The sequence below is a fragment of the Micromonospora sp. NPDC005173 genome (assembly GCF_040608515.1).
Classification (GTDB): Bacteria; Actinomycetota; Actinomycetes; order Mycobacteriales; family Micromonosporaceae; genus Micromonospora.
In genome coordinates this window covers 138,058-152,902 of the sequence record NZ_JBEXIK010000016.1, presented here as the reverse complement: position 1 = coordinate 152,902, position 14,845 = coordinate 138,058, and the positions used below count along the sequence as shown (strand labels likewise).

General features: G+C 72.4%; 18 protein-coding genes. 13 read left to right on the top strand and 5 right to left on the bottom strand.

Going from position 1 to position 14,845, the window contains the following annotated elements:
• Window positions 1-413 precede the first annotated feature (413 nt).
• The 6 genes from tsaB to ABZV00_RS19830 all read left to right on the top strand — a co-directional run bounded on the left by tsaB (window position 414) and on the right by ABZV00_RS19830 (window position 6,536).
• Window positions 414-1,091 carry a tRNA (adenosine(37)-N6)-threonylcarbamoyltransferase complex dimerization subunit type 1 TsaB gene (gene tsaB / locus ABZV00_RS19855; protein WP_328420390.1) on the top strand — a complete coding sequence of 226 codons (678 nt, stop codon included), beginning with the start codon at window positions 414-416 and terminating at the stop codon, window positions 1,089-1,091.
• A 55-nt stretch (window positions 1,092-1,146) separates the two neighbouring features.
• The gene (rimI, locus tag ABZV00_RS19850) at window positions 1,147-1,629 is read left to right on the top strand and encodes a ribosomal protein S18-alanine N-acetyltransferase (RefSeq protein WP_355608195.1); all 483 of its coding nucleotides are present in this window, start codon (window positions 1,147-1,149) and stop codon (window positions 1,627-1,629) included.
• Window positions 1,622-2,668, top strand: coding sequence for a tRNA (adenosine(37)-N6)-threonylcarbamoyltransferase complex transferase subunit TsaD (gene tsaD / locus ABZV00_RS19845; protein ID WP_355608193.1), 1,047 nt, complete (start codon window positions 1,622-1,624; stop codon window positions 2,666-2,668). The genes rimI and tsaD overlap by 8 nt, the downstream gene beginning before the upstream one ends.
• 14 nt (window positions 2,669-2,682) lie before the next feature.
• On the top strand, window positions 2,683-2,937 hold the full coding sequence (locus tag ABZV00_RS19840) for a hypothetical protein (RefSeq protein ID WP_328426103.1): 255 nt from the start codon (window positions 2,683-2,685) through the stop codon (window positions 2,935-2,937).
• Between the two features lie 93 nt (window positions 2,938-3,030).
• On the top strand, window positions 3,031-4,731 hold the full coding sequence (locus tag ABZV00_RS19835) for an ABC transporter ATP-binding protein (RefSeq protein WP_355608190.1): 1,701 nt from the start codon (window positions 3,031-3,033) through the stop codon (window positions 4,729-4,731).
• Window positions 4,731-6,536, top strand: coding sequence for an ABC transporter ATP-binding protein (locus ABZV00_RS19830; protein ID WP_355608187.1), 1,806 nt, complete (start codon window positions 4,731-4,733; stop codon window positions 6,534-6,536). Before ABZV00_RS19835 ends, ABZV00_RS19830 begins: the two co-directional genes overlap by 1 nt.
• 3 nt (window positions 6,537-6,539) lie before the next feature.
• Here the strand turns inward: ABZV00_RS19830 and ABZV00_RS19825 are convergent, their stop codons facing one another.
• Window positions 6,540-7,280 (bottom strand): DUF4142 domain-containing protein, encoded by a 741-nt coding sequence (locus ABZV00_RS19825; protein WP_328420380.1) that lies wholly within the window; start codon window positions 7,278-7,280, stop codon window positions 6,540-6,542.
• Between the two features lie 401 nt (window positions 7,281-7,681).
• Between ABZV00_RS19825 and ABZV00_RS19820 the strand changes: the two genes are divergently transcribed.
• From ABZV00_RS19820 to ABZV00_RS19790, 7 genes are all read left to right on the top strand, one after another.
• Window positions 7,682-8,221, top strand: a complete 540-nt coding sequence (locus ABZV00_RS19820; protein WP_355608184.1) for a MauE/DoxX family redox-associated membrane protein — start codon at window positions 7,682-7,684, stop codon at window positions 8,219-8,221.
• 10 nt (window positions 8,222-8,231) lie between these two features.
• Entirely contained in the window at window positions 8,232-8,756 is a 525-nt protein-coding gene (locus tag ABZV00_RS19815) for a hypothetical protein (protein ID WP_355608181.1), read from the top strand.
• 115 nt (window positions 8,757-8,871) lie between these two features.
• A complete protein-coding gene (locus ABZV00_RS19810) occupies window positions 8,872-9,444 on the top strand; it encodes a hypothetical protein (RefSeq protein ID WP_328420374.1) in 573 nt (190 codons plus the stop codon).
• The gene (locus ABZV00_RS19805) at window positions 9,441-9,875 is read left to right on the top strand and encodes a hypothetical protein (RefSeq protein ID WP_355608178.1); all 435 of its coding nucleotides are present in this window, start codon (window positions 9,441-9,443) and stop codon (window positions 9,873-9,875) included. The genes ABZV00_RS19810 and ABZV00_RS19805 overlap by 4 nt, the downstream gene beginning before the upstream one ends.
• Before the next feature lie 13 nt (window positions 9,876-9,888).
• A complete protein-coding gene (locus ABZV00_RS19800) occupies window positions 9,889-10,431 on the top strand; it encodes a hypothetical protein (protein ID WP_355608175.1) in 543 nt (180 codons plus the stop codon).
• Complete coding sequence (locus tag ABZV00_RS19795) at window positions 10,428-10,751, top strand: hypothetical protein (RefSeq protein WP_355608172.1); 324 nt, start codon at window positions 10,428-10,430, stop codon at window positions 10,749-10,751. The genes ABZV00_RS19800 and ABZV00_RS19795 overlap by 4 nt, the downstream gene beginning before the upstream one ends.
• Before the next feature lie 73 nt (window positions 10,752-10,824).
• Window positions 10,825-11,082 (top strand): hypothetical protein, encoded by a 258-nt coding sequence (locus ABZV00_RS19790; protein WP_328420366.1) that lies wholly within the window; start codon window positions 10,825-10,827, stop codon window positions 11,080-11,082.
• A gap of 53 nt (window positions 11,083-11,135) precedes the next feature.
• On the opposite strand, the gene ABZV00_RS19785 is transcribed toward ABZV00_RS19790, so the two are convergent.
• The 4 genes from ABZV00_RS19785 to ABZV00_RS19770 are packed head-to-tail and all read right to left on the bottom strand — an operon-like array spanning window position 11,136 to window position 14,751.
• Complete coding sequence (locus ABZV00_RS19785; protein WP_355608170.1) at window positions 11,136-11,444, bottom strand: DUF1707 domain-containing protein; 309 nt, start codon at window positions 11,442-11,444, stop codon at window positions 11,136-11,138.
• Between the two features lie 18 nt (window positions 11,445-11,462).
• The gene (locus tag ABZV00_RS19780; RefSeq protein WP_355608167.1) at window positions 11,463-12,644 is read right to left on the bottom strand and encodes an ROK family transcriptional regulator; all 1,182 of its coding nucleotides are present in this window, start codon (window positions 12,642-12,644) and stop codon (window positions 11,463-11,465) included.
• A gap of 26 nt (window positions 12,645-12,670) precedes the next feature.
• Window positions 12,671-13,930: an ABC transporter permease gene (locus ABZV00_RS19775; RefSeq protein WP_355608164.1), complete on the bottom strand. Its 1,260-nt coding sequence runs from the start codon at window positions 13,928-13,930 to the stop codon at window positions 12,671-12,673.
• Window positions 13,927-14,751: an ATP-binding cassette domain-containing protein gene (locus tag ABZV00_RS19770; protein ID WP_328420358.1), complete on the bottom strand. Its 825-nt coding sequence runs from the start codon at window positions 14,749-14,751 to the stop codon at window positions 13,927-13,929. Before ABZV00_RS19770 ends, ABZV00_RS19775 begins: the two co-directional genes overlap by 4 nt.
• Window positions 14,752-14,845: the final 94 nt, after the last annotated feature.

The following is a 14,845-nucleotide window of genomic DNA, read 5'->3' as shown; positions in this document are numbered from 1 at the left end:
CGACACACCCGCACCCGAGCCACCAACAACGACTCAGCCTGATCGAACTCGACACCCTCAACAACCGCCTGCTCGACCCCGAACAGCACAGCCCATACCCTGGCAGAACGCATGCCGTTGCTCCGTCACCAAGTTTTCGCACTTTCGCAGGTCGAAAACTCCAACGGACCAACGGCATGCGCCGTCACCAGCCCCCACCACCACCCACTAACACGACACAAGACCCATAAATATGACTCACAGGTATCACGCCTATCGGCGGATGTGCCGCCCCTGCGGGTACGCCGTCGCCGGCCCACGCTGAACCGCGCCGGGCCGCGTCGGTAGTCGGGGCGGTGGTCGGGCCGGGGCGGTGCTGTGTGCGGGGCGGGGCGTGACCGGGGCGGCGGGCGGGGCGGCTAGGCTGGCTTACCGTGCTCGTACTCGTGGTGGACAGCTCGACCCCCGCGGTGACCGCGGCGCTGGTGGAGGTCTCGGCGGACGGTGTGGCGTCCCGAGCGCACCGGTGCACGGTCGACGCCCGCGCCCACGGCGAACTGCTCGCGCCTCAGGTTGACGCGGTCCTCGCCGATGTTGACGCGCGCCCGCGCGACCTGGGTGCGATTGTCACCGGGCTCGGTCCGGGGCCGTTCACTGGGCTGCGGGTCGGCCTGGTCACCGCAGCCACCATGGGCCAGGTGCTCGGCATCCCCACGTACGGCGTCTGCTCCCTGGATGGGATCGGCTACCCGGCGGCGGCCGGCGAGCCGGTGCTGGCTGCCAGCGACGCTCGCCGCAAGGAGCTCTACTGGGCCGTCTACGACGGCGCCGGCCAGCGGATCGTCGGACCCGAGGTGTCCGCGCCGGCGGTCGCCGCCGCCCGCGCCCGGGAGCTGGGGGCGACGGTCGCGGTGGGTGATGGTGCCCACCGGTACGCGGACACGCTCGGTCTGCCGGTCCGGGTGGAGCCGCGCTACCCGGACGCTACCGTGCTGGCGCTGCTCGCCGCCGAGCGGATCCGGGCCGGGGCGCCCACCGAGCGGCTCACCCCGCTCTACCTGCGCCGCCCGGACGCCGTGGCGGCGACCAGCCACAAACCGGTCCTCCCGTGAGCGCGAGGAGTGAGCCGGGGTTGCGAGCCCCGCAGTCGCGAACCCAGGTCACACCGTGACGGCGGTGCGGCTGGAGCGGTTCCGCTGGTGGCACATCGACCAGGTGCTGCCGATCGAGGCGGACCTCTTCGGCGCCGAACAGTGGTCGCCGGCGATGTTCTGGAACGAGCTGGCCAACCGGCACCACTACCGGGTAGCCATCGATGCCGACGGCGCGGTGCTCGGCTACGCCGGGCTCGCCGGGGCTCCGCCGGACGAGGTGTGGGTGCAGAACATCGCGGTCCGCCGCGACGCCCAGCGGCGCGGCGTCGGCCGTGCCCTACTGGAGGAGTTGCTCGCCGAGGCCGCCCGGCGCGGTGTGCGCAGCACCCTGCTGGAGGTCGCCGTGGACAACGCCCCCGCCCAGCGGCTCTACGCGACGTACGGGTTCGAGCCGATCGGGGTGCGGCGCGGCTACTACCAACCGAGCAACACCGACGCGTTGGTCATGCAGCGCGTCGCCGAGCCGACCGGGGACGGACCACACGATCATGGCTGACGAACCGCTGATCCTGGGCATCGAGACCTCCTGCGACGAGACCGGCGTCGGCATCGTGCGGGGGCACACCCTGCTGGCCGACGCGCTCGCCTCCAGCGTCGAGGAGCACGCCCGGTTCGGGGGAGTGGTACCCGAGGTGGCCAGCCGGGCCCACCTGGAGGCCATCGTGCCGACCATGGACCGGGCACTGAGCGAAGCCGGGGTCACCCTGGCTGACATCGACGCGATCGCGGTCACCTCCGGCCCCGGGCTGGCCGGCGCGCTGCTGGTCGGCGTCGCCGCCGCCAAGGGGTACGCGCTCGCCGCCGAGAAGCCGGTGTACGGGGTCAACCACCTGGCCGCGCACGTCGCGGTGGACACCCTGGAGCACGGCCCGCTGCCCGAACCCGCAATCGCGCTGCTGGTCTCCGGCGGGCACTCGTCTCTCCTGCTGATCGACGACCTGGCCCGGGGCGTCACCCCGCTCGGCGCCACCATCGACGACGCGGCCGGTGAGGCGTTCGACAAGGTCGCCCGGCTGCTCGGGCTGCCGTTTCCGGGCGGCCCGCCCATCGACCGCGAGGCGCGGGCAGGGGACGCCGCCGCCATCGCCTTCCCGCGTGGCCTGACCGCCGCGAAGGACCTCGCCGCGCATCGGTACGACTTCTCGTTCTCCGGGCTGAAGACGGCGGTGGCCCGCTGGGTCGAGGCGCGGCAGCGCGCCGGTGAGTCGGTGCCGGTGCCCGACGTGGCCGCGTCGTTCCAGGAGGCGGTCTGCGACGTGCTGACCACGAAGGCGCTCGCCGCCTGCCGGGCGAACGGGATCGAGACCCTGGTGATCGGCGGGGGAGTGGCGGCGAATTCGCGGCTGCGGGCGATGGCCGAACAGCGGGCCGAGAAGTACGGCATCCGGGTTCGGGTGCCTCGGCCGAAGCTGTGCACGGACAACGGGGCGATGGTGGCCGCGCTCGGCTCGCACCTGGTCGCCGCAGGGGTCGCCCCGAGCCGGCTGGACCTGCCGGCCGATTCGGCGCTGCCGCTCACCACGGTCAGCGTGTGACGGAGGCGACGGACATGATCGTGCGGATGTGGGAGGCACGCGCGGAGGCGTACGGCGTCGCCGACCTGATCACCTGGGTGTGTGACACTGCCCTGCCCGAGTTGGAGCACGACCCGCTGTACGTGTCCAGCGAGGTCTTCTCCTCCACCGACCACCGGGTGGTGGTCATCTCCAAGTGGCGCAGCAACCCGCGCCCACTGCCCGAGCCGCCCGCGTTGCTGGTGGCCCGCGCCCCGCACTCCTGGGACTTCACCCAGGTCGACCGCTGACCCCGTCGGGCCCGGTGTCAGCCGTGAGCCGCGGCACCTCCGGGCGGTAATTGGTTCGCCGGTCCGCTGCCGGCCGCCTAGCGTCAAGCCGCTATGCGCTTCTCACTGGCCGGCGAACCCGGCGTACCCGATTCCCGGTCGCCGACCCGCTACCTGATCTGGTTGGCCAGCCGGCACAAGCGGCTGTTCACCGGCGGCATCGCACTCGGTGTGGTGTGGATGGTGGCCCAGGCGCTGATGCCGGCCGCCGTCGGTCGTGCTGTCGACGGGCTTGCCCACCGCGACGAGGGCTCTTTGCTCACCTGGGGTCTCGTGCTGTTCGGGCTGGGCGTGCTTCAGGCGGTCGCCGGGATCCTGCGGCATCGTTTCGCGGTGCACAACTGGCTGGCCGGGGCGTTCCGGACGGTGCAGTTGACCGTCGGGGCGGCGAACCGGCTCGGCGCCGCGCTGCCCCGTCGGGTGGCCGCCGGCGAGGTGGTGAGCATCGGCACGGCCGACATCGGCCAGATCGGGAGCGCCATCGACATCACCGCCCGAGGCACCGGGTCGCTGGTCGCGATCGTCACCGTCGCGGTGATCCTGTTGAACGCCTCGGTGCCGCTCGGGCTGGTCGTGGTGCTCGGCGTACCGGTGCTGATGGCGGTGGTGGCGCTGCTCATCCGGCCGCTGCACCGCCAGCAGCAGGCGTACCGGGACGCGGAGGGGGCGCTGACCACCCGGGCCGGCGACATCGTCTCCGGGCTGCGGGTGCTGCGGGGTGTCGGCGGCGAGCCGGTGCTCTCCGCCCACTACCGGACCCGTTCGCAGGAGTTGCGCACGCGCGGCCTGCGGGTGGCCCGGGTCGAGTCGCTGCTGGAGGCGGCGCAGGTGCTGTTGCCCGGGGCCTTCCTGGTGCTGGTGACCTGGCTGGGTGCGCGGTTCGCGTTGCAGGGCCAGATCAGCGCCGGGCAACTGGTGGCCTTCTACGGCTACACCGCGTTCCTCGTCAGCCCGCTGCGCAATCTGACCGAGGCCGTCGACAAGCTGACCCGGGGGCACGTGTCGGCCCGCCGGGTGGTCCGGTTGCTGCAGCTCACCCCGGAGCTGGTCGACCCGGCACAGCCGGTGGCGCTGCCAGACGGGCCGGGTGAGCTGGCCGATCCAGAGTCCGGGGTGGCGCTGCGGCCGGGGAGGTTCACCGCGTTGGCGACCGCCGCCCCCGAGGACGCGGTGGCGATCGTGGACCGGCTCGGCCGGTACACCGATTCGGATGCCACGCTGCACGGCGTACCACTGCGGGCGCTGGCACTGGCGACGGTGCGCGGGCGGATCCTGGTGGCCGACAACGACGCACATCTGTTCACCGGCCCGCTCCGGGCGGAGCTGGACCCGCACGATCGGGGCGATGACGAGGTGCTCGGCGCGGCGCTGGCCGCGGCGAGCGCGACGGACATCGTCGAGGCGCTGCCGGACGGGCTGGACAGTGCGGTGGCCGAGCGCGGCCGGGAGTTCTCCGGCGGGCAGCGGCAGCGGTTGCGGTTGGCCCGTGCGCTGGTCGCCGACCCGGAGACGCTGCTGCTGGTCGAGCCGACCAGCGCGGTCGACGCGCACACCGAGGCCCGGATCGCGCAGCGGCTGGGTCCGGCCCGCGCGGGCCGGACCACCCTGGTCTGCACCACCAGCCCGCTGGTGCTCGGCCGGGCCGACCGGGTGATCTTCGTGGAGGACGGCAAGGTGGTGGCCGAGGGGACACACGCCGAACTGCTGGACGGCGAGCCGCGCTACCGGGCGACGGTCAGCCGGGAGGAGGACTGATGGCCACCGCACTGCCGGTCGCCGACGCGCGGCAGGTCCGCCGGTACGCGCGGACGCTGGTCCGCCGGCACCCGCGCGCGCTGGCCCTCGCGCTCGGCCTGCACGCGCTGGCCGCCGCCGCCGGGCTGGTCGCCCCACGGCTGCTCGGCGACCTGGTGCAGGGCATCTCCCAGGGTGTCGTGCAGTCCACCGTGGACCGGATCGCGCTGCTGATCGCCGGGTTCGTGCTGGCTCAGTCGGTGCTGGTCCGGTTCGCCCACCTGGCGTCGTCCCGGCTCGGTGAGCGCGTCCTCGCCGAGCTGCGCGAGGAGTTCGTGGACCGGATCCTCGACCTGCCGCTGGCCACCGTCGAGCGCGCCGGCACCGGGGACCTGCTCACCCGGACGTCCCGGGACGTCTCCGCGCTGTCCCGTACCGTGCGCCTGGCGGTGCCCGAAACGTTGATCGCGGTGGTCACCTCCGGCTTCATCGTCGGCGCGCTGCTGCTGATCGGTCCGCTGCTCGCGTTGCCCTGCCTGCTGGCGGTGCCGCTGCTCTTGGCCGGCACCCGCTGGTACCTGCGCCGCGCCCCCGCCGGCTACCTGCGGGAGAACGCGGCCTACTCGGACATCACCGACGGGATCAGCGAGACCGTCGAGGGTTCGCGGACCACCGAGGCACTGCGGCAGCAGGCGCGCCGCCGGGCCCGCACCGACGCGGACATCCGCCGGTCGTACGGGGCCGAGCGGTACACCCTCTACCTGCGGACCGTCTTCTTCCCGGTGGCCGAGATCGGGTACGTGGTGCCGGTGGTCGCCACGCTGCTGATCGGCGGCTGGTTCTACCTGCGGGGCTGGGCCAGCCTCGGTCAGGTCACCGCGGCCACTCTCTACGTGCAGCAGTTGGTGGACCCGGTCGACCGGCTGCTCTCGTGGTTGGACGAGCTCCAGGTGGGCGGCGCCTCGATGGCCCGCCTGCTCGGGGTGGCCCGCACCGGTGAGACTCCCGCCGCCGTGCCCGCCGACGGCGGCGCGCCGGCTCGGGCCGCGTCCTCCGATGCCGGCCCGGAGCAGCTCGTCGCCCGGGACGTCCGGTACGCGTACCGGACGGGACGGGACGTCCTGCACGGGGTGACCCTGGTGCCGCGGCCGGGGGAGAAGCTGGCCATGGTCGGGCCGTCCGGCGCCGGCAAGTCCACCCTGGGTCGGCTGCTGGCCGGGGTGCACGCCCCGCGCAGCGGCTCGGTGACCGTGGCCGGTCGTCGGCTGGACGAGCTGCCGTTGGACGAGCTGCGTTCGCACGTCGCGCTGGTCACGCAGGAGCACCACGTCTTCATCGGGCCGCTGCGCGAGAACGTGGCCATGGTCCGTCCGGGCGCCGACCCGGCGCAGGTGCGGGCGGCGCTCGCCGCGGTGGCCGCCCTGGAGTGGGCCGAGGCGCTGCCCGACGGGCTGGACACCGTGGTCGGTGCCGGTGGCCACCCGCTCTCCCCGGCGCAGGCGCAGCAGGTGGCGCTGGCCCGGCTGGTGCTGGCTGACCCGCACACCCTGGTGCTGGACGAGGCGACCTCACTGATCGACCCGCGCGCGGCCCGGGAGCTGGAACGCTCCCTGGCCGCCGTGCTGGCCGGCCGTACCGTGATCGCCATCGCGCACCGGCTCTTCTCGGCGCACGACGCCGACCGGGTGGCGGTGGTGGAGGACGGCCGGATCACCGAGCTGGGCCCGCACGAGGAGCTGGTGGCGGCCGACGGTTCGTACGCCGCGCTGTGGCGCTCCTGGCACCAGCCCGGCACCGATCCGGCCGCCGGCCCAGCCCGCGACTAGTGGTCAGGTGCGGCGCAGCATCCGGTAGGTGGCGATCCCGCCGGTGCCCAGCGCGGCGAGGAAGACCAGCCAGACGACGGTGCTGCTGACGCCGACCTGTGGGCCGGTGTTCGCCGCGGCGGCGGCGAGCAGGCCGTCGTTGCCGGGGGCGGGCAGCGCCGCCGGTGGCAGCTCGGGCCAGCGGACCAGCCCGGTGCTCTCCAGCATCTGCATGTGGTGCATCACGAACCCGTTGGCGTCGTCGCAGAGCTTGCGGACGGTGGCGTCCCGGGTGCTGGCCCGTACCGCGCCGATCACCGGGAAGATCTTGCCGTGAGCCACTCGGAGCCGGGTGACGAAGATCTGGTCGAACCGGGCGCCGGAGGCCTTCTGCATCTCCGACAGCCAGCCTTTCTGCTCGGCGGTCGGCTCGCTCGGGATGGTCGCGCCCAGCTTGTTGGCGGCGTTCACGACGAGCTGGTCGAGTTCCTGGTGCTCGTTGGCGATGCCCGCGCCGATCTCCCGGACCTTGGCCGACTGCCCCTTCTCGGCGGCCATCTGACCGGCCGGCATCTCCCACAGTCCGGCCAGCCGTACGCCGTTGAGCAGGGTCATGTCGGCGGCGTTGAGCTGCTGCCCGCCGGCGGGCGCGGCGACGGCCACGCCGGGCAGGACACCGACCCCCGCGACGATGGCGATGAGCAACATCGCCGCCCGGTGGGTCCGGTTGCCCAGCCGGCGACGGGCGGATCTGAGCGGTGCCATGTCTGCGGTGCCTCCTCGGTCCCGACCGATACGCGTCTGGACCGGGCAGCCGCACCCTGCCGGCCGCCCGTCCGTCCACTGGTACGGACTGACCGCCCGATTAGTTCATCGGACGGCCCGGCTCGGCGGGTGTGGTGTGGGAGCCGCCGGGCGGCCCGCTTGCGGTCGTCGTCGAAGGCGCGCGGCGCGACATCCACGCCGGATGGGATGGGCGGCCAGAGGAATCGACTACAGCAAATAAGCCTTCCCGTGAACCTTGACGATCATCGATGCGCACCGTAGGAATTGGGTCTCGCAGAGCGACGATCGATCGGCGAAGGTGAATCCCTCAGGGGAAGGCCGGTCAACACGGGGGGTGGCGCGGTGTCGATGACCTATGCCCGGACACGGGTGACCGGAGCATGACCGGATCCGCCCTCGCTGTGGGCCTGATCATCTGCGGAACCACCGCCGTCTTCGTCTCCGCCGGGCTCGGCAAGCTGGCGGCTCCCGAAGCGAGCCGGGCAGCGGTAGCGGCGCTGCTCCGGCTGCCCGAGCCCAGCGCGCAGCGAGCGGTACGCCTGCTGGCCGTGGTGGAGACGCTCACCGGCATCGCCCTCATCGTTCCCAGCCTGCGAACCGCCGGAGCGGCGGTCGCCGGCGTGCTCGGCCTGCTCTTCGCCGGCGCCGGGCTGGTCGGCCGGGCACGCGGCCTCGCCACGCCGTGCGGTTGCTTCGGGCAACGCGACAGTCGCCCGCTGGGCCTCCGGTCGGTGCTCGTCGGGCTCGCTCTCGGTGCCGGGGCGCTCGTCGTGCTCCGCGGCGGAGCGGACGCCGTCCCCCGCCCCGACCTGCTCCCGATCGGCGTCGCCGGCCTGACGGTGCTGCTCGCCGTCTGGATCTGGCGGGACATGGTTCGTGAGCTGGTCCGCCCCCGGCCGACGGCCGCCACACACGACTGAGGAGTGCGCCATGACGTACGTGTTCGGGATCGCCCTTCTGGTCCTCGCCGGGGGCGTGGTGGTCCTCTTCGCGATGCTCGGTCAGCTCGCCGACCGCGCGGGCGTCACCCCGGCCCAGGGCAGCGGCATCCGACTGCTGGAGGAGGCCCACGTCGGCCGGGTGCCGTCCGCCTGGCCCGCCGGTCTGGCCGGATTCGGCGACGGGCCGCTGCGGATCGTCCTGGTGCTCAGCACGGCCTGCTCCAGTTGCCGTACGGTGGCCGGCCAACTCGCCGACCATGCCGACGTGGCGGACATCGCCGTAGCCGTCTCCACCGCGGATGCCGCCGCCGGCGCGGAGTTCGTCGCCACGAACGGGCTGGCCCGGCTGCCGCACCACGTCGACGAGGGCGGTGACTGGGTTGCCGGCGAGTTCGGCATCGCGGTCAGCCCGGCCGCCCTCGTGTTCCGGGACGGGATGCTGATCTCCGCCTTGGCGTTCACCGACTTCACCATGCTGCGGTCGACGGTCTCGCCGACCCGCCAGCGCGTGTAGGACCAACCCGCCGTCGCACCCGCCGTCAACCGGGAAGGAGTCCGCCATGGTTCTCTGGGTCGTCCTCGGCATAACCGGAGCCATGCTGCAGGCCCTCAGCCCTTGAGGCGTGTCCATGGCCGGGGTCGCCGGTCCCATGTTGCGGCGGAACGCGTTCGAGGGCGTCCGGTTCCTCGTCGGCCTCGCGGTCGGCGGGCTGATCGCCGGTGTGATCCTCGCGGTTCCGGTGTATTTCGCGGGCTCCCTGCTCCAGCAGGCGCTGCCCGAGTGGCTACGGCTGGTGCTGTTGGCGGCAGTCGCCGGGTGGCTGGGCGTGTCCGATGTGCGCGACCGTACCCCGCACATCTGGCGACAGGTCCCGCAGCGGCTGGTCCGCACCCTGCCGGGCGGGACGCTCGGCGTGGTCTGGGGCATTGACCTGGGACTGCTCTTCACCACACAGAAGACGGTGTCGCTGATCTGGCTCTCGCTCGCTGCCGTCCTGCTGGTGGACGCCGGGTCGGCGCCGTTGGTGCTCTTCTGCGTCGTCCTCGTCGCCAGCCTGCTGGTGTCGCTGTGGAGCCTCACCAGGTATGCCGACCTACCGGAGAAGAGGAGTCGGAAATGGGTGGTCCGGGCACGGCGCGTCTCAGGCGTGACGATCCTGGCCGTCGCGCTGTCCCTCGTCGCGACGGTCGTCCAGACATGACCCCGGTGCTGGAGCCGGACCCCGCCAAGGGGCAGGTCGTGGTGACCCGGTTCAACTGCGGCAGCCTGCCCAAGGTCCTGCTGATCCTGGTGCTGCACCTACGCCTGAAACGGCACGTCCGACGGGCCGCCAAGGGATACCTCGGCATCAAGGTGCTGGTCGACTGGCGGCAGCGGGTGGTGCTCAGCATCTCGCTCTGGCAGGACCTGGACAGCGTCTACTCGATGGGCGGCATCCCACGACACGTGGGCGCGTCGCGGGCCCCCGGCCGGTTCGGCATCACCACCACCTGCGGCGTCTTCTGCTACGCCGGCGAATGGACGCGGGTCATGTTCGGCGGATCCACCCGGGCCACCTCGCCGCTGCATCCGCCGGCCCCGGCTCCCGAGCCGGAGCCAGAGCCACGACCGGCCGACACCTCGACCGCATGAAGGAAGGGCCTCGATGAACTACCTGACCATCATCGTGATGCTGCTCGTGGCGGGTGCCGTCGTGCTGCTGTTCGCCATGGCCGGCGAGATGTACGCCCGGACCGGCGGACTGGAGGGCTCGCCCGAGTCGACCCCCGGCGGCACCGGGGTACGACCGCTTGAAGGCGCCCGGTTCGGCTCCCGGCCGGGCACGTGGCCGGAGCCGTTCGCCCGATTCGGCACCGGCGGGCCGTACCTGCTCCTGGTGCTCAGCACCAGTTGTGCGAGCTGCGAGGACGTCGCGGCGCAGCTCGCTGATCAGCCCGACACCGGTGACATCGGCGTCGTCGTCACCTCTGCCACGTTCGGCGACGCGGTCGAGTTCGTCCAGCGTCATGGCCTCGCCCGGTTGCCGTACCTCATCGATGAGGGCGCGGCCTGGGTCTCCACCGAGTTCGGCGTCAAGATCAGCCCGTCCGCCGCGGTCGTCAAGGACGGACGGCTGGTTTCCGCATTGTTGTTCACCGATGTCGCGGCAGTCCGTGCCGCGGTGCAGGCAACGAAGGAGGCGGTATGAGCAACGACGAACACGAGGCCCCCCGGTCTCGTGGAGGCGGGACCCGGCGTGGGTTCCTCGCCAAGTTGGGCGCGATCGGCCTGGTCACCTCGGGCGCGGTGTTCGCCCGATCCACGCCGGCGATGGCGGCCAACTACCAGTGCTGCAACCTGGTCTTCCCGCCGCCCAGCAGCAAGTTCATCAGTTTCAGTTCGTGCCGGGCGGCCACGAACTACACCTGGTCGTGTACGACCTCCGGCGGCTTCCTCTGGTGCCAGTGCTGCGAGAAGAAGTCCGGCAGCACGACCGTCGGGTCGGCCGCGTCCTGCCAGTACGGCTGATCGTCCGCGCTCGACAGCGCCAGCAACGTCCGAGATTCCAGCACCGCCACTGAGACCAGAGAGGGGTCGTGCAGTGAAACTTCCCATCGACCGGGGCCTCGTCGTCGTGGACGAGGAGGCCGACGGCACCCGGACCGTCAAGGTCTGTGCCGACATCAGGAACGGCCAGGCCGTCGACGTCTTCGCCGAGCACAACGGCGCCGACCGGGTGAAGATCCACGACGGGGTGGACCTCACCCGGCGTGGTCGGCGTAGCTTCTCCACCCAGATCCTCGAAGTGTTCGACGAGGAGGGTGTGGTCAACATCAAGCGGGTCAGCTCCCACAGCTGACCGGCGGGCTGTCGGGTGGGGCGAGAACGAGCCCCACCCGGCGGTGGCCCGGATCAGCGGGTGACGGCGAGGAACCCGCCGAGCAGCAGCAGGGTCAGCGCGGCGACGGCGAAGAGCACCAGCAGCTCTCGACGGCCTTGCCCGGTAAGGTCGCCGTCGGCCGTCGCGTTGGCGGACGGGTCGGGCAGGACCGGCAGGTCGCGGGTGAGCGCGGCCAGGTCACCGAGGGTGCGTGCGGTCCACACCGCACCGACCCGGTCGGAGAACTCGTCCAGGGTTAGCCGGCCCGCCGTGGTGTGCCGGTGCAGCTCGGCGACCACCCGGTTGCGGTCGTCGTCGGAGGCGCGCAGCTCGACATCCACGCCGGACAGGGTACGCGCTCAGCCGGCGTCGAGCGGGTCCGCGAGCAGCCGCTCGAACGCCAGCTCGGCAGCACCGATCAGGGCCGCGTCCTGACCCAGCTTGGGCGTCCGCAGGCGGACGTGCTCCAGGCAGGCACCGAGCGCGTTGGAGTTGAGCCGGCTGCGTACCTGGGCCGCCGAGGCGAGGTACAGGTCGCGGATGGTGCCACCGAAGATGACCATCTCCGGGTTGAAGATGTTCACCAGGTTGGCCACGCCGAAGCCGAGCCAGTCACCCGCCTGGCGGACCGCCGTCTGGGCGCGGGCGTCGCCCCGGCCGGCGGCGTCGAAGAGCGCCAGCAGCGCGTCCCGGCCGCGGGCGTCCGGCCGGCTGGCGGCACGGAACAGGCCGTACTCACCGATCACGGTCTGCCAGCAGCCCCGGGAGCCGCATTCGCAGGGCTCGCCCTCGCGCACCACCTTCATGTGGCCGACCTCGCCGCCGTACCCGCCGTGCCCGGTCAACCGGCGCCCGCCGGCGATGATCCCGGCTCCCACCCCGACGTCGCCGTACAGGTAGATGACGTCGTCGCAGCCGGCTGCCACTCCCCGGGCGTGCTCGGCGACGGCGGCCACGTCGGCCACGTTGCCCACGGTGATCGGCTGGTCCACGCCCAGCTCCGCGCTGAGCGCCGCGCCGATCGGCTCGTCCACCCAACCGCTGGTCGGCGCGAGCAGCGCCAGGCCGTCGTCGCGGCGCACCATCCCGCAGACGGCGACGCCGGTGCCGACGCACATCGCGCCGGCTGGCACCGCCTGCTGCATCTCCTTGGCCGCCCCGGCCAGCAGCGGCGCGGCCTCCGCGGCCAGCAACCCCCGGGGCCGGTCCAGCTCCCGGCGGTCCAGCACCGCGCCACCGAGACCAACCCGGGCGGCCCGCAGCCGGTCCACCTCAATGGAGTACGCGTACGCGTAGACCCGGACCGACTCGGGCCGGACCTCCAGGGACGGTCGGCCGGCACGCCTGGTCTGCTTCGGCGTCGCCTCGGTGACCAGCCCGGCACCCGCCAGGTCGGCGGTCAACGCGCCGATGGTGCTGCGGTTCAACCCCAGCGTGGTGGTCAGCTCGGCGCGGGTGGTCGCCCCATGGACGTGCACGTGGCGCAGCAGGGCGCCGAGGTTCTGCCGGCGGATCTCGTCCTGGCTCGGCCCGGTGCGCATGGTCGACGACACCGCGACGCCCGCCGTCAGCGGGTGCCGGTCGTGGCCGAGCGGCGACGGGAGAAGGCGTCGACGCTGGCGGCGAGCAGCAGCACCACGCCGGTGACCACGTACTTGACCCCCGCGCTGTACCCCATCAGGCCCATCCCGTTGTCGATGACCGCAACCACCGCCCCACCGAGCACGGCGTCGAGGATGCGGCCCTTGCCGCCGAAGAGGCTGGTGCCGCCGATCACCGCCGCGCCGACGGCATAGAGCAGTACGTTACTGCCCCCGGTGTTCGGATCGACGGAGTTGGCCCGGCTGGCCGCGACGATGCCGCCGACCGCGGCCATCGACGAGCAGATCACGAAGACCGAGATGCGGATGCGGTCGACGTCGATGCCGGCACGGCGGGCCGCCTCCTTGTTGCCGCCGACCGCGTAGACGTGCCGGCCGTAGCTGGTGCGTTGCAGCACGAAGGTCAGCAGAACGAGCAGCGCCGCCATGATCGGCACCACCACCGGTACGCCCCGCAGCGAGACGGCCGGCACGTTGCGGCTGCGCTCCAGGTTGAGGATGAACACCGCCATGCCCAGCAGGATGGCGAGCCCGGCGATGCGCGCGACGACCACCGCGAACGGGTCGGTGACGAGCCCCCGAGCGGCCCGGTTGCGGTGCCGCAGCAGTTGCGCCGCCGCGAAGCCGGTGATCGCCACGGCGGCCAGCAGCCAACCGGCGGCCGGGCTGAGGTTGCGGTTGGCGATGGCGAGCAGCACGTCGTCGCGGACCGAGATGTTCCGGCCCTCCTTCATCAGCATCAGCACGATGCCCTGGAAGGCGAGGAAGCCGGCGAGGGTGACCACGAAGGACGGAATGCCGATCTTCGTGACCAGGAAACCGAGGGTGGTGCCGATGAGCACCCCGGTGACGATCGCGGCGAGCACCGCGACCCACCACGGGTAGCCGAGCACGGAGGCCACGTTGGCCAGTACCGCGGCGCATACGCCGCTGGCGAAGCCGGCGGAGAGGTCGATCTCACCGAGCAGCAGGACGAAGACCAGGCCCATGGCGATCAGCGTGACCGCCGCGCCCTGCGTGAACAGGTTGGCGAAGTTGCCGGCCGACAGGAACGACGGCCGCATGATCGAGAAGACCGTGCCGAGGACGACCAGCCCCAGGACGGCCGGTAGGCCACCGACGTCACCACCGCGGACCCGGCTCAGGTAGGTGCGCAGGTGACTGCCGATGGTCGGCACCTCGGGCACGGTCGGGGAGTCATCCCGGCGTACGGCGGTGGTGGTCATCGGACGCCTCCTGTGCTCACATCGGCCGGCCACAGGCCGTTGTCGGTGCCGCCCGGGGCGGGGTCGGCGGCGAGCCCGAAGCCGCCCGAGCGGCCGGAGGTGATCAGCTCGACGACCTGGGCGTGGGTGATCTCGGTGGTCCTCACCTGGGCGACCATCTGGCCGAGGTACAGCGCGGCGATCCGGTCGGAGATGGCGAAGACGTCGTTCATGTTGTGCGAGATGAGCACCACGGCGAGGCCGTTGTCGGCCAGCCGGCGGACCAGTTCGAGGACCTGGGCGGTCTGCGCCACGCCGAGGGCGGCGGTCGGCTCGTCGAGGATGACCAGCCGGTTGTTCCACAGCACCGCCTTGGCGATGGCCACGGTCTGGCGTTGCCCGCCGGAGAGGCTGGAGACGTGCTGGCGCAGCGACGTGACGCTGCGGACGGAGAGCCCGGCGAGCGTCTCGGCGGCCATCTGCTCCATGGTCGCCTCGTCCAGCACGATGCCGTTGCGTTTCTCCCGGCCGAGGAACATGTTCTGCACGATGTCGAGGTTCTCGCAGAGCGCGAGGTCCTGGTAGACGATCTCGATGCCGAGGGCGGCGGCGTCCCGGGGGCTGCTGATGGTCACCGGCTCGCCGTTGAAGAGGAACTCACCGGCATCGGTGGGGTGGATGCCGCTGATGCACTTGACCAGGGTCGACTTGCCGGCGCCGTTGTCGCCGACCAGCGCGGTCACCTCACCCGGATGGGCCGAGAAGGCCACGTCGCGCAGCACCTGGACGGGACCGAAGCTCTTGTCGATCCCACGGAGTTCCAGCAGGGGTCTCCCGGACACGGGGGGTCTCCTTCGGATGGAGGGGATGCTCTGGGACGCGCCCGGCGGGCACCGTCCGGCGCGGAGGTCTGCTGCCGTGCCGGTCGGCGGGGTC

What these genes read in the sequence shown, in the direction of transcription:
- tsaD (WP_355608193.1), top strand. Translation starts at nt 1,622, where the DNA reads ATGGCTGACGAACCGCTGATCCTGGGCATCGAGACCTCCTGCGACGAG.
- ABZV00_RS19805 (WP_355608178.1), top strand. Translation starts at nt 9,441, where the DNA reads ATGACCCCGGTGCTGGAGCCGGACCCCGCCAAGGGGCAGGTCGTGGTG.
- ABZV00_RS19820 (WP_355608184.1), top strand. Translation starts at nt 7,682, where the DNA reads ATGACCGGATCCGCCCTCGCTGTGGGCCTGATCATCTGCGGAACCACC.
- ABZV00_RS19830 (WP_355608187.1), top strand. Translation starts at nt 4,731, where the DNA reads ATGGCCACCGCACTGCCGGTCGCCGACGCGCGGCAGGTCCGCCGGTAC.
- ABZV00_RS19795 (WP_355608172.1), top strand. Translation starts at nt 10,428, where the DNA reads ATGAGCAACGACGAACACGAGGCCCCCCGGTCTCGTGGAGGCGGGACC.
- ABZV00_RS19780 (WP_355608167.1), bottom strand. Translation starts at nt 12,644, where the DNA reads ATGCGCACCGGGCCGAGCCAGGACGAGATCCGCCGGCAGAACCTCGGC.
- ABZV00_RS19815 (WP_355608181.1), top strand. Translation starts at nt 8,232, where the DNA reads ATGACGTACGTGTTCGGGATCGCCCTTCTGGTCCTCGCCGGGGGCGTG.
- ABZV00_RS19775 (WP_355608164.1), bottom strand. Translation starts at nt 13,930, where the DNA reads ATGACCACCACCGCCGTACGCCGGGATGACTCCCCGACCGTGCCCGAG.
- ABZV00_RS19840 (WP_328426103.1), top strand. Translation starts at nt 2,683, where the DNA reads ATGATCGTGCGGATGTGGGAGGCACGCGCGGAGGCGTACGGCGTCGCC.
- ABZV00_RS19810 (WP_328420374.1), top strand. Translation starts at nt 8,872, where the DNA reads ATGGCCGGGGTCGCCGGTCCCATGTTGCGGCGGAACGCGTTCGAGGGC.
- ABZV00_RS19825 (WP_328420380.1), bottom strand. Translation starts at nt 7,280, where the DNA reads ATGGCACCGCTCAGATCCGCCCGTCGCCGGCTGGGCAACCGGACCCAC.
- ABZV00_RS19835 (WP_355608190.1), top strand. Translation starts at nt 3,031, where the DNA reads ATGCGCTTCTCACTGGCCGGCGAACCCGGCGTACCCGATTCCCGGTCG.
- ABZV00_RS19800 (WP_355608175.1), top strand. Translation starts at nt 9,889, where the DNA reads ATGAACTACCTGACCATCATCGTGATGCTGCTCGTGGCGGGTGCCGTC.